13 protein-coding genes are annotated in these 13,005 nt (G+C 32.0%); 6 read left to right on the top strand and 7 right to left on the bottom strand.

What is annotated here, in order from left to right; translation table 11 throughout:
- Positions 1-123 precede the first annotated feature (123 nt).
- The 6 genes from T410_RS11490 to glyA all read right to left on the bottom strand — a co-directional run bounded on the left by T410_RS11490 (position 124) and on the right by glyA (position 5,688).
- Entirely contained in the window at positions 124-621 is a 498-nt protein-coding gene (locus tag T410_RS11490) for a GNAT family N-acetyltransferase (RefSeq protein ID WP_035671810.1), read from the bottom strand.
- Between the two features lie 30 nt (positions 622-651).
- On the bottom strand, positions 652-2,448 hold the full coding sequence (locus T410_RS16500; RefSeq protein ID WP_051929402.1) for an ATP-binding protein: 1,797 nt from the start codon (positions 2,446-2,448) through the stop codon (positions 652-654).
- An 11-nt stretch (positions 2,449-2,459) separates the two neighbouring features.
- Complete coding sequence (locus T410_RS11480) at positions 2,460-2,912, bottom strand: response regulator (protein WP_238567370.1); 453 nt, start codon at positions 2,910-2,912, stop codon at positions 2,460-2,462.
- A 29-nt stretch (positions 2,913-2,941) separates the two neighbouring features.
- Positions 2,942-3,502 (bottom strand): AraC family transcriptional regulator, encoded by a 561-nt coding sequence (locus T410_RS11475; protein ID WP_035671806.1) that lies wholly within the window; start codon positions 3,500-3,502, stop codon positions 2,942-2,944.
- Positions 3,503-3,695: 193 nt separating this feature from the next.
- The gene (locus T410_RS11470; RefSeq protein WP_035671804.1) at positions 3,696-4,289 is read right to left on the bottom strand and encodes a tRNA-(ms[2]io[6]A)-hydroxylase; all 594 of its coding nucleotides are present in this window, start codon (positions 4,287-4,289) and stop codon (positions 3,696-3,698) included.
- Positions 4,290-4,413: 124 nt separating this feature from the next.
- On the bottom strand, positions 4,414-5,688 hold the full coding sequence (gene glyA, locus T410_RS11465; RefSeq protein WP_035671802.1) for a serine hydroxymethyltransferase: 1,275 nt from the start codon (positions 5,686-5,688) through the stop codon (positions 4,414-4,416).
- Positions 5,689-5,796: 108 nt separating this feature from the next.
- On the opposite strand from glyA, the gene fahA reads away from it, so the two are divergent.
- Positions 5,797-7,080 (top strand): fumarylacetoacetase, encoded by a 1,284-nt coding sequence (gene fahA / locus T410_RS11460; protein WP_035671800.1) that lies wholly within the window; start codon positions 5,797-5,799, stop codon positions 7,078-7,080.
- 138 nt (positions 7,081-7,218) lie between these two features.
- Complete coding sequence (locus T410_RS11455) at positions 7,219-8,403, top strand: hypothetical protein (RefSeq protein ID WP_035671798.1); 1,185 nt, start codon at positions 7,219-7,221, stop codon at positions 8,401-8,403.
- A gap of 274 nt (positions 8,404-8,677) precedes the next feature.
- On the opposite strand, the gene T410_RS11450 is transcribed toward T410_RS11455, so the two are convergent.
- Complete coding sequence (locus tag T410_RS11450; RefSeq protein ID WP_035671796.1) at positions 8,678-8,893, bottom strand: hypothetical protein; 216 nt, start codon at positions 8,891-8,893, stop codon at positions 8,678-8,680.
- Between T410_RS11450 and T410_RS11445 the strand changes: the two genes are divergently transcribed.
- From T410_RS11445 to T410_RS11430, 4 genes are all read left to right on the top strand, one after another.
- Positions 8,877-9,494 (top strand): GNAT family N-acetyltransferase, encoded by a 618-nt coding sequence (locus T410_RS11445; protein WP_035671793.1) that lies wholly within the window; start codon positions 8,877-8,879, stop codon positions 9,492-9,494. The genes T410_RS11450 and T410_RS11445 overlap by 17 nt on opposite strands.
- A gap of 4 nt (positions 9,495-9,498) precedes the next feature.
- Positions 9,499-10,692, top strand: coding sequence for an argininosuccinate synthase (locus T410_RS11440; RefSeq protein WP_035671790.1), 1,194 nt, complete (start codon positions 9,499-9,501; stop codon positions 10,690-10,692).
- A complete protein-coding gene (gene argC, locus T410_RS11435) occupies positions 10,685-11,662 on the top strand; it encodes an N-acetyl-gamma-glutamyl-phosphate reductase (RefSeq protein ID WP_035671788.1) in 978 nt (325 codons plus the stop codon). Before T410_RS11440 ends, argC begins: the two co-directional genes overlap by 8 nt.
- Positions 11,663-11,744: 82 nt before the next feature.
- Positions 11,745-12,884 carry an aspartate aminotransferase family protein gene (locus T410_RS11430; RefSeq protein ID WP_035671786.1) on the top strand — a complete coding sequence of 380 codons (1,140 nt, stop codon included), beginning with the start codon at positions 11,745-11,747 and terminating at the stop codon, positions 12,882-12,884.
- The last annotated feature ends 121 nt before the right edge of the window (positions 12,885-13,005 follow it).

Here is a 13,005-nt window from a genome sequence, read left to right as displayed (position 1 = left end):
GTCTTTATTTGAAACAGGAATATTTTTGGAAAATTCTTACTATCAAATATACGAAAAGATTGACTTTAACCGCAGATTCATTCTTACATAATTATGCTAAAAATATTTTTTTTTTAAAAGAAATTATAATTTCTTTTCCATAATATAATCTTCCATCAAATAACCAAAATCCAATTCAATATCTTCTTCTGAAACAATTTCAAAACCATTTTTTTGGTAAAAAGAGAGTGCTTTATTAAATTTATTTACATTTAATGAGATAGCTTCCGAATGATTTATTTTAGCTAAATTTTCAATAGTATCAATCAGCAATTTCCCTGCTCCTTTACCTTGTGCTTCAGGGAGCAAATAAATTTTGTGTAGCCTGGTCTTATTTTTATCCAAATAATTATGCTCATACGAGGCAAATCCTATACAAGTACTATTATAATGAACTAGTATGAAATGATGGCTTTTTTCATTTAAATTCTCAGTTAAAGTTTCATCTGAATAAAACAAATTGAGCATGTAGTCAATCTGTTCTTTGGATAAAATTTCTCCATAAGTAGCTGGCCAAGAACCATAAGCAATACCTCTTATTGTTTTAAGATCTTTAGTTGTTGCCTCCGTAATTTGTAACATTATTTATATTTTTTTTGGAAATTATTAAAATTAAATCAAATCTCCTTTAGGAATAAAAACATAGAATTTAGCTCCTACTCCAGGTTCGCCTTTTACTTTTATAAAACCCTTGTGGTTCTCTACAATTCGATTACAAATAGCCAGACCAAGCCCAGTACCTGAGTATTTAGGATCTGTTTCTAAACGTTTGAATAATAGAAATATTTTCTCGGCATATTCTTGTTTGAAACCAATTCCATTATCTTCTACCACAATTTTATAATAATCCGTTGCATTTGCTATTTTATACTCAACCACTTCTTTTTTAGTAATTTCTTCAGAAAATATACTTATTTGAGGTTGTAAATCGTCTTTACTATATTTAAGAGAATTAGAAATTAAGTTTATAAAAAGCTGCTTAATCTGAAAAGGTATTACTTTGATTGTTGGTAAATTTCCAATTTGAACGGTTGCTTTTTTCTCTTCAATAGTAGAGGATAAATCTTGAGTAGTTTCCTCCAAGAGTTTATTTAAATCTGTTTCTACAAAAACCTTGTCTCCTTTTATTGTTCTGGAATAATCAACTAAATCTATTAACAAGGTTTGCATTCTATTGGCCGCAACACGAATTTTAGAAAAATATTCTTTCCCCTGTTGGGTCATCAAGTACAATTCTTTTTCTTCTAATCTGGAAATAAACATTTGAATCTTACGAAGCGGTTCTTGCAAATCATGACTCACTATATTATTGAAAGCTTCGAGTTCTTTATTGATATATTTAAGCTCTTTATTATTTTCTTCTAATTCAAGTGTTTTTTTGTATTGATTTGTAATATCACAATTTACCCCTATTTTAATTAAATCCCCATTTCCATCATTAGTAAAACTGCCTACACCCATTATATATTTAACGTCCCCTTTTGGAGTTAAAAACCTAAATACCATCGAAGTAGACTGGTGATTTACTAAAGAATCTTTATGTACTTTGATTACATAATCTAAATCATCCGGATGAATGTATTTAATTGTATTTTTTATATTGGGCTCAAATTCATTGGGTTCAACCCCCATTAAACGATATAGATTATCTGAAAAAGCATAGGTGTTAGTTTCTAGATTAACCATCCAATGTCCGAAACCTGCAGTCATTTCAGCAGTATTATAGGACTCATTAAGCAATTTTAATTTATCATTCGCCTTTTTGAGTTCATCAATATCTACATTCATTTTGTTAAATGATAACAGTAATATTAAAAGAGAAAGGATAACTAATAAAAAAGCCGTTACAATCGAATCTCGCAATTCAAATTGATGATTATCATTTTGAAATTTAGTTTTAGCGCTTTCGGAAAAAATTATCTTAGTAACAAAAGACTTCATCTTATCAGTAACCTCACTACTTTCAAGCAATTTAGCATTTAAGTATATGGGTCCTGAATTTTTACTTTTTGCAATAATTAACGTCTGTCGGAATAACTTAAATCTATAATCAATTATCTTTTTAAGTCCGTCAATATCCTTATTTCTTACTGGATTATTTGAAGTAAGCTTTTTTAACTTAGTTAAGTTTTCTTCTATTTTACCTCTACTTAAAAAACGGTCTTGTATATACGATTCATCTTTTGTGATGATAAAGCTTCGCAAATTAGTTTCATAAATACTTATTACTGATAAAAGTTTTTCGAGTTCAATTTGAGTCTCATTTGATTTTGCAATTAAGTCAACAGTTGAATCGAGTTTTTTCATTTGAGAATAAAAAACTGAAGCAATATAACAAACCACAACAATTGCAATAGCTAACGCTATTTTAAACACTTGAGAGTTTTTATATAGGCCCAGAATTTTCATTTTATTCTTGATTATATACTAAAGAAAAAGGTTTCTATATTCAAACCTGAGGTATGAAATTGCCAATTCATATTTACAACTTCTTTAATTACTTTTTTCAACATTGAAAAATCATTTGGCTTTTTAATGTAAATATTTGCGCCTTCTATAAACGTATCTTCAATATCTTTTTCTGATGAAGAAGTAGAATATATAGCAATTGAAACATCTTTGAAACGAATATTTGCTCTGATTTCTTTTAGACAATCTATACCTGTTTTTCCTGGCATATTTAAATCCAGAAATAAAACATGGGGTAACCTAATATCAGGATGTTCTAAATAATCCATTAGATCTTTACCATCTTTAAATAGAGTCAACTTATTATTCATTTTAAGCTCCTGTATAGCTTCACTAAAAAATGTGCGATCATCTTCATCATCGTCAGCTAATAGAATATGCATTGAATCTTGATGTGTAATCATAAAATATTGGGGGGTATTTTGTGTTTTTATTATTCATTATTAGCTAACTCTCTTCTTTTACCAACAATCCTTTTAAACATGGAAGGCGTTAATCCTGTTACTTTTTTAAACTGAGTTGATAAATAAGCGACACTGCTATAATTCAGTTCATGAGAAATCTCAGTTAAAGTCAGTTGCTCTTCAATTATTAATTTCTTTGCTCTTTCAATCTTTTGGATAATAATAAAATTCTCAATTGATGTATGCGTATATTCTGAAAAAACATTGGTAAGGTATCCATACCTAAAATTCAATTTATCTGATAGATACTGAGAAATAGTTATATTAGGAAATTTATCTTTTTCGTACACTATCTCAATAATAACATCTTTAATTTTTTGAATTAATTGCCCTTTTGGGTTATCAATAATATTAATTCCATATTTCCTCAAACTGTCTTGAAGTATTGCAAAGCTATCGTCTGACATATCTTCACCGATTTCAATCTGTCCAAGATTCAAAAATTGATATTTAATATCTAATTTTTCTAATTGATCTTGTAATATCGCTCTACAAGCCATATTTCCATCATAATTAAAATTGAGTTTCATAGCGATAAACAATTGTTATAGTTAAAATCAAACGTTAAAAGTAAATCAAAAATTATTAATCCATAACAAATAATTTACTTTAAATGCAAAACATTAATTTCCTCAAAACACAAAAACCATAAAAAACTGATTATTAAGACTCTCAAATAAATCAGGCATATTTTAATAAAAATTAAAAACATCACTATTAAATTCACCCATGAATTGTTTCGTTTTTACCGTAATTTGTGATAATATTTTCTTCAAATGCAAGCCATTCTCTCCAACGTTTTTCAACATCAATTCCCACTCCATATTTCCTTGCATAGGTTATAAAAGTGGTATAGTGACCTGCTTCACTTTCCATCAAATCTCTGTAAAAAGTAGCTAATTCTTCGTCTTGTATGTTTTCTGAAAGCACTTTGAATCGCTCACAACTTCTTGCTTCTATCATTGCCGAAAACAACAAGCGCTCCACTAAACCCGAAACCCTGCTTCCATTACCGCTCTTCTTCATGTATAAATACAATTCGTTCACATAATCATCTTTACGTTCACGGCCTAACTTTAAGCCACGCTTAATGATGATATTGTGTACTTGCTCAAAATGATCAATTTCTTCTTTGGCCAAAGCCAATAAATCCTTCACTAAATCCTGATGCTCCGAGTTATTAGTGATAATCGTAATGGCATTTGTGGCTGCTTTTTGTTCACACCAAGCATGATCCGTCAAGATTTCTTCGATGTTTTTTTCTACAATATTGACCCATCTCGGATCGGTAGGCAATTTTAATCTTAGTACAGACATAATTTTAGTCTTAAAGTTAGAAAGTCCTAAAGTCGAAAGTCGAAAGCCAAAAACTAAGATAGAATATAAAATTCTATTCAAAGACTTTCGACTTTCGACTTTTAAAACTTTAAGACGTATTTATTTAGTATACGAAAATAGCTCTTTCGCTCATCATTTCGTTTACTTCAGCTGCTACAGCTTCAATAACATCTTCGTTAGTATGATCCACTAAAACTCTGTCAATTAGAGCTACAATAGTTTCCATATCTTCTTCAAGCAAACCACGAGTGGTAATCGCTGCAGTTCCTACACGAATTCCTGAAGTTACAAATGGTGATTTATCATCAAATGGAACCATATTTTTATTTACAGTAATTTCTGCTTTTACCAATGCATTTTCAGCATCTTTTCCAGAAATATTTTTGTTTCTTAAATCAATCAACATCATGTGGTTATCTGTACCTCCAGAAATGATTTCATATCCTCTTTTTACAAAAGCATCTGCCATTGCGTTAGCATTTTTTTGTAATTGCAAAGCATAAGTAAAGAACTCATCTTTCAATGCTTCACCAAATGCTACAGCTTTAGCAGCAATAATATGCATTAAAGGACCACCTTGATTTCCAGGAAAAACAGCTAAGTCTAATAACGATGACATCATTCTGATTTCTCCTTTTGGTGTTGTTAAACCAAACGGGTTTTCAAAATCTTTACCCATTAAAATTAAACCTCCACGAGGACCACGTAATGTCTTATGAGTTGTAGTAGTTACAATATGACAATGAGGCAATGGATCATTCATCAATCCTTTTGCAATAAGACCTGCTGGATGAGAAATATCAGCTAATAAAATAGCACCAACACTATCAGCAATTACTCTGAAACGCTCAAAATCCATATCACGAGAATAAGCCGAAGCTCCTGCGATAATTAATTTTGGTTGCTCTTTTGTTGCAATTTCTTGAATTTTATCATAATCTAATCTTCCTGTTTCCTTATCCACACCGTAGAAAGAAGGAGTATATAAACGTCCTGAAAAGTTTACAGGAGAACCGTGAGTTAAATGCCCACCATGAGACAAATCAAAACCTAAAATTTTATCTCCAGGTTTAATACAAGCGTGATAAACAGCCGTATTTGCTTGTGAACCAGAGTGTGGCTGTACATTTGCGTAAGCAGCACCAAATAATTCTTTAGCTCTGTCAATAGCAATTTGCTCAATAACATCAACTACTTCGCAACCGCCGTAGTATCTTTTGCCAGGATATCCTTCTGCATATTTATTGGTTAAAACAGAACCAGCTGCTTCCATTACTTCGTCACTTACGAAGTTTTCCGAAGCGATAAGTTCTAATCCGTGTATTTGTCTTTCTTGTTCTTCTAGAATAAGGTCAAAAATTTGTTCGTCGCGTTGCATTTCTTTGATTTTCGTTAATATGTTGCAAAAATACAAAAAAACGTTTGGTTAATAGTTAGATTATAATATATTTGATGAGTAATTTTCAACAAAATAATTAACATCGATATGCCTATAACAGCTAACAATACTAAAAGAAAATCATGGTTAGAAGTAGCTACAAGCAGCGATTTTCCCATTCAAAACATTCCTTTTGGGGTTTTTCTTACCAAGGAAAACATAGTGACTGTAGGAACTAGAATTGGAGATTTTGCAATTGATTTGGGAGCTTTACAACAATTAAATTATTTTGAAGGCATTGAGCTGACGGATGATATGTTCATGCAAGACACTTTGAATGATTTTATTTCAGATGGAAAAAAAACCTGGCGATTGGTTCGAAATCGTATTGCTGAAATTTTTGACGAAAAAAATCCAAAATTAAAAGATAATACAAAAGACAGAGACATTGTCATCTTCAAAATGGAAGATGTAGAAATGCAACTACCAGTATTAATAGGTGATTACACAGACTTTTATTCCAGCAAAGAGCATGCAACTAATGTAGGAAAAATGTTTCGTGACCCAGAAAACGCATTATTACCAAACTGGCTTCACATCCCAGTAGGATATCACGGAAGAAGCTCTACTATTGTTCCTTCAGGAATTCCGGTACACAGACCAATGGGACAAACCTTGCCAAACGGCGAAACAACACCAGTTTTTGGCCCTTCCCGTTCCGTCGATTTTGAACTGGAAACTGCTTTTATCACAACAGATGTCAATATCATGGGAGAAAATATTCCAGTAACTGAAACCGAAGATTATATTTTCGGAATGGTTTTATTGAATGACTGGAGCGCCCGCGATATTCAAAAATGGGAATATGTGCCATTAGGACCATTCTTATCAAAAAACTTTGCCACTTCTATATCACCATGGATTGTAACTATGGATGCTCTGGAGCCTTTTAGAACTAAAGGCCCAAAGCAAGAACCTACTCCGCTGCCTTATTTACAGCAAAAAGGAAAACATTCTTTTGACATCAATTTAGAAGTGGCAATCCAACCTGAAAATGCCGAGGAAACAGTTGTTTCTCATTCTAATTTTAAATATTTATACTGGTCAATGTGCCAACAGTTAGCACATCATACTTCCAATGGTTGTCGTGTGAATTCTGGTGATATGATGGGATCCGGAACCATTTCAGGGCCTACTGAAGATAGTTTTGGTTCTATGCTAGAATTAACTTGGGGAGGAAAAAACCCTATCAAACTTAATGATGGAACAGAGCGAAAATTCATCAATGATAACGATACAGTAATCATGAAAGGATTTTGTCAAAACGGACAAGTTCGCATTGGTTTTGGCGAAGTTTCCAGTAAACTACTTCCGCCATTCGTGAGAAAATAAATAATTAAAAATACACTTTAAAAAACCTAACATTTATTCTATTTTTGTTAGGTTTTTTTATGGCATTATTTTTGAAATTTGAATTTTAAACTAAGACAGAGATTCAAATAAATAAACAACTATTCACCTTTTTTGCTTATGAAAAAAATTACTCTTTTATTATCCCTATTTGTACTTATATCCTCTTGCGGAGTAAAACAAACTCAAAATTTATTAAGCTCTGGAAATTACGATCTAGTAATCGACAATGCCATTTCAAATTTACAATACAACAAAGACAAAAAAGGCAAGCAAGATTATGTCTATTTATTGGAAGAGGCTTTCGCCAAAGCTAAAGAGCGCGATCTTAATACAATAAACTTATTGACAAAAGATGCAAATCCGGCACAATTGGAAAAAATATACACCACGTATATGCAATTGAATAACCGTCAGGAAAAAATCAAACCCATACTTCCTTTAAAATTAATTAAAGAAGGCAGAAATGCTATTTTTCCTTTTGACAACTATAACAACCAAATTGTTGACAGTAAAAATGCATTATCTGCTTATTTATATGTGAATGCCAAAAAGTTAATGCTCACTTCGGACAAGATGAATTTTCGCAAAGCTTATGATGATTTGGATTATTTAAATCAGATAAATCCAAATTATAAAAATGTTTTGCAACTTATGGATGAAGCTAAATTCAAAGGGTCTGATTACGTTTCAGTTTATACCAAAAATGAAACCAATATGATTATTCCGGTTCGTTTGCAAAATGATTTATTAGATTTTAGCACCTATGGACTTAATGACAAATGGACCGTTTACCATAATAACAAACAAAGAGGAATTGATTACGATTACGGAATGATGATTAATTTTCGCCAAATTTATATTTCACCAGAGCAAATCAGAGAAAAAGAATTTGCAAAAGAACGAATCATAAAAGATGGGGTAAAAAAATTGATTGATGCCAATGGCAAAGAAGTTGTAGACGAAAAAGGTAAAGTAGTCATGGTTGATAATCTTAGAACCGTAAATGCTCGTATTTATGAATCGAGACAATTTAAATCCTGCCAAATTACCGCAAAAGTGGATTTTGTAAACGTAAGAACCAATCAACTCCTACAGTCCTTTCCTGTGACAAGTGAGTTTACTTTCGAAAATATCTATGCAACTTATAAAGGAGACCGACGCGCTTCTGACGATAATTACTACTCCTATTTTGATAAAAGAGCTGTTGTTTTTCCTAGCAGTGAACAAATGATTTATGATACAGGAGAAGATTTGAAAGCTAAGCTAAAAGAGATTGTTATTAGTAATAAATTTCGAAACTAACCGGCAAACTTCATTAAAAAAGAGCAACTCCTTGATATTAAATTATTTCAAGGAGTTTTTTATTTATAAAACAAACATTGTATTAAAATTTTGTTACAAAAAACAAAATAAGTATTCTATTTATAAAATATTTGTACTTTTGCACCCATGAATAATATAAGTGTACATATAACTTCTATATCACGGACAAACACACCTACGGCTTCTCCCGAAGTACGGATACTATAATATAGTACCCAATAACGTGTTTTGTTTTTTTTTATTCATTTTTCATTTATACAGTTTTGAAATTATCCCAGCTAACCATTGGATTAGTATATCCTAAAAAAACAATATTTCCTAGTTCTATAGCATACACAACGCTATATTCAGGATCAATGTCTTTTTTTGTATCTATTTTAATTGATTGGTATAACTCTTGTTTTTCAAAACTTGAATCCAAATCATTTTTTAACTCAAAATAATCGCTTGAAATGAAAATTTCTATCATTGTAACTCAGGAAGAACATTATAAGTATTCGCAGGAAATATGCGATACTATTGAATCGTCTGCCTTATTGAGAGGTACTGGGATTGCTAAAAGAACTCCAGAATACATCCAAAAAAAGATGGAAAGCAAAGATGCCGTTATTGCATTAGACAATGGGAAATTTGCTGGTTTTTGCTATATCGAAAGTTGGCAACACGGAAAGTTTGTAGCACATTCTGGTTTGATTGTACATCCTGATTACAGAAATTTAGGTTTAGCAAAAAAAATCAAATCATTTGTTTTTGACTATTCATTGCAAAAATATCCAGAAGCTAAGGTTTTTGGAATCACAACTGGTTTAGCAGTAATGAAAATCAATTCAGATTTGGGTTACAAACCAGTTCCTTTTTCAGAATTGACCAGCGATCCAAGTTTTTGGAAAGGATGTCAAACGTGTACAAATTATGAAATACTAAAAAGCAAAGACAATAAAATGTGTTTGTGTACGGGAATGCTTTATGACCCAAAAGAAAAACCTAAGGACCCACCTAAACATCCATTTAATGTTAGAGTATTAAACCGATTAAAATTAATTAAAGAAGCCTTGTTCTTAAAAAAATAATATTATGAAAAAAGTTGTATTAGCTTATAGTGGAGGATTAGATACCTCATATTGCCTAAAATATTTAAAAAATGAAAAAGGATATGAAGTTCATACCGTTCTTATAAATACAGGAGGATTTGATGAAGCCGAACTAGCCGCTATTGAAGAAAGAGCCTACGAATTAGGAAGTGCACAACATGCAAATCTTACAATTGTAGATAAATATTATGACAAAGCCATTAAATATTTGATTTATGGAAATGTATTAAAAAACAATACCTATCCATTATCCGTAAGTGCAGAACGTGTTTTTCAAGCTATCGAAGCGATTAAATACGCAAAATCTGTTGGTGCAGAGGCAATCGCCCACGGAAGTACTGGTGCAGGAAATGACCAAATTCGTTTTGATTTAATTTTCCAAACCATTGCTCCCGAAATTGAAATCATCACACCTATTAGAGATTTAAAATTATCAAGACAGGAAGAAGTTGATTATTTATCTAAAAACGGAGTTCATTATTCTTGGGAAAAAGCACAATATTCGATTAATAAAGGATTGTGGGGAACAAGCGTAGGTGGTAAAGAAACATTGACCTCAAATCAATCTTTACCAAGTGAAGCTTATCCTTCTCAATTGCAAAAAACGGGCGAAGAGAAAGTAACACTACAATTTGAAAAAGGACAATTAGTAGGCATCAACGGGAATTTGGACACACCAACAAAAAACATCGTTGCCTTAGAAAAACTAGCCAGCGCATATGCAATTGGTAGAGATACTCACGTAGGAGATACGATAATCGGGATTAAAGGAAGAGTTGGTTTTGAAGCTGCTGCGCCTTTAATCATTATCAAAGCGCACCATTTATTAGAAAAACATACACTAGGTAAATGGCAACAATACTGGAAAGAACAATTAGGAAACTGGTATGGAATGTTGTTTCATGAAGGACAATTTTTAGATCCAGTAATGAGAAACATCGAGGCGTTCCTAGAAGACACGCAAACAACTGTAAACGGAACCGTTATCGTTTCGCTAAAACCATATCACTTCACATTAGACGGAATTGAATCTGAAAATGATTTAATGAATACCAGTTTTGGACAATATGGAGAAATGAACAACGCTTGGACCTCTGACGATGCCAAAGGATTTATCAAAATTCTGGGGAATGCTCAAAACATATTTTCATCTGTAAACAAACTGACACATGATTAATATTGGAATAATCGGAGGTTCGGGTTACACAGCAGGAGAACTCATCAGAATATTGATGTTTCATCCCAATGCTACACTTGATTTTGTTTACAGCACGACAAATGCTGGAAAACCACTTCATGTTGCGCATCATGATTTAATGGGTGATATCGAAATGAATTTTACCGATACCGTGAATCCAAATGTGAATGTTGTTTTCTTGTGCTTAGGACACGGTAAATCAAAATCATTTTTAGAGCAAAATCAATTTGCGAGTCATACCAAAATCATCGATTTAGGAAATGATTTCAGATTGACAAAAGACAAAGATTTTGATAGCAAAACTTTCGTTTATGGTTTGCCAGAATTGAATAAATCAGCAATTAAAAACGCTCAATTCATAGCAAATCCGGGGTGTTTTGCAACAGCGATTCAACTAGCTTTATTGCCATTGGCTAAAAACGAAATGCTTACGACTGACGTTCATATCAATGCTACAACCGGAAGTACAGGAGCCGGAGTAACTCCTTCAGAAACGACACATTTCAGTTGGAGATCGAACAATATGTCGCATTACAAAGCTTTTGAACACCAACATTTGGGCGAAATAAACCAAAGTGTAAACCAATTGCAAACGGATTATACAAACGAATTGATTTTTGTACCTAACAGAGGTGATTTTGCGAGAGGAATTTTCGCAACATTATACACAACAATCGAAGAAAATCTGGAAGATGTAGTTGGGAAATATGAAGCTTTTTACAAAGACCAACCTTTCGTAACCGTTACTACGACTGGAATCAATATGAAACAAGTGGTTCAAACAAATAAATGTATTATTAGTTTAATGAAAAAAGGAAACCGGTTATTGATTACTTCAGTAATTGATAATTTAACAAAAGGAGCCTCAGGACAAGCCATACAAAACATGAATTTAATGTTTGGATTGGATGAAACCACAGGATTACATTTGAAACCATCTGGATTCTAAAAATTTGTTTCAAGCTTAAAGTTTAAAGTTGCACATGTAACTTGAAACTTGAAATCTTAAACCATTTAAACAAAAAAAGAAAATGAACTTATTTGACGTTTACCCATTATACAACATCACTCCCGTAAAAGCACTGGATTGCACGATTACAGATGAAAAAGGAGTGGAATATTTAGATTTATATGGTGGTCATGGAGTAATTTCCATTGGACACACACAACCGGATTATGTTACCAAATTAAAAAATCAATTGGACAATATTGGTTTTTATTCGAATGCAATTCAAAATCCATTACAAGTAGAATTAGCAGAAAAATTAGGGAAACTTTCCGGATTGGAAGACTATACTTTATTCTTGTGCAGTTCTGGAGCTGAAGCAAATGAAAACGCTTTGAAATTAGCTTCTTTTCACAACAATAAATCACGTGTAATTGCTTTTGACAATTCCTTTCACGGAAGAACTTCGGCGGCAGTTGCAGTGACAGATAACAAAAAAATTGTTGCACCAATCAATGCACAACAAATTGTTACTTTTTTACCATTGAATAATATCGAATTGGTAGAAAACGAATTAAAAAAAGGAGATGTTTCTTCTGTTATCATTGAAGGAATTCAAGGAGTTGGTGGTTTAGACCAAGGAACAACAGAATTTTTCCAGGCATTAGAAAAAATATGCGAGGCACACGATGTTGTTTTGATTTTGGATGAAGTGCAATCCGGATACGGAAGAAGCGGAAAGTTTTTTGCGCACCAACATCATGATATCAAAGCAGATATTATTTGTCTGGCTAAAGGAATGGGTAACGGATTTCCTATAGGTGGCATCTTGATTTCTCCAAAATTCACAGCGAGTTACGGATTATTAGGAACTACTTTTGGTGGAAACCATTTGGCTTGTGCTGCTGGAATAGCAGTTTTAGATGTGATTGAAAGCCAAAAATTAATGGATAACGTAAATGACGTTTATGCCTATTTTTTAGAAGCAATCAAACAAGTTCCTGAAGTTATCAACATAAAAGGAAAAGGATTAATGCTAGGTGTAGAATTTGATTTTGATGTAAGTACACTTCGTAAAAAAATGATTATAGACAAACATATTTTTACAGGAAATGCTAATAATAAAAACTTATTAAGAATCCTTCCTCCATTGACAATCAAAAAGGAAGCGATTGACACCTTTATTATAGCTTTAAAAGAAACATTGGCAGAATTAAAATCGTAGCAAGACTATTATTTAAATAATAAAGTAAAATCATATAGATTTTTTTTTAATCAAATAAGAAAGATAAGGACATATAAATCAATATTCAAATTAGCTTAAATGAACTTACATTTCTTATATC

The organism is Flavobacterium sp. 83 (genome assembly GCF_000744835.1).
Taxonomy (GTDB): Bacteria; Bacteroidota; Bacteroidia; order Flavobacteriales; family Flavobacteriaceae; genus Flavobacterium.
This window is presented reverse-complemented; position numbering and strand designations above follow the sequence as displayed.

Bases quoted from the DNA above. Each gene is read 5' to 3' on its own strand.
- T410_RS11490 (WP_035671810.1), bottom strand. From the start codon at position 621: ATGTTACAAATTACGGAGGCAACAACTAAAGATCTTAAAACAATAAGA.
- T410_RS16500 (WP_051929402.1), bottom strand. From the start codon at position 2,448: ATGAAAATTCTGGGCCTATATAAAAACTCTCAAGTGTTTAAAATAGCG.
- T410_RS11480 (WP_238567370.1), bottom strand. From the start codon at position 2,912: ATGATTACACATCAAGATTCAATGCATATTCTATTAGCTGACGATGAT.
- T410_RS11475 (WP_035671806.1), bottom strand. From the start codon at position 3,502: ATGAAACTCAATTTTAATTATGATGGAAATATGGCTTGTAGAGCGATA.
- T410_RS11470 (WP_035671804.1), bottom strand. From the start codon at position 4,289: ATGTCTGTACTAAGATTAAAATTGCCTACCGATCCGAGATGGGTCAAT.
- glyA (WP_035671802.1), bottom strand. From the start codon at position 5,688: ATGCAACGCGACGAACAAATTTTTGACCTTATTCTAGAAGAACAAGAA.
- fahA (WP_035671800.1), top strand. From the start codon at position 5,797: ATGCCTATAACAGCTAACAATACTAAAAGAAAATCATGGTTAGAAGTA.
- T410_RS11455 (WP_035671798.1), top strand. From the start codon at position 7,219: ATGAAAAAAATTACTCTTTTATTATCCCTATTTGTACTTATATCCTCT.
- T410_RS11445 (WP_035671793.1), top strand. From the start codon at position 8,877: ATGAAAATTTCTATCATTGTAACTCAGGAAGAACATTATAAGTATTCG.
- T410_RS11450 (WP_035671796.1), bottom strand. From the start codon at position 8,893: ATGATAGAAATTTTCATTTCAAGCGATTATTTTGAGTTAAAAAATGAT.
- T410_RS11440 (WP_035671790.1), top strand. From the start codon at position 9,499: ATGAAAAAAGTTGTATTAGCTTATAGTGGAGGATTAGATACCTCATAT.
- argC (WP_035671788.1), top strand. From the start codon at position 10,685: ATGATTAATATTGGAATAATCGGAGGTTCGGGTTACACAGCAGGAGAA.
- T410_RS11430 (WP_035671786.1), top strand. From the start codon at position 11,745: ATGAACTTATTTGACGTTTACCCATTATACAACATCACTCCCGTAAAA.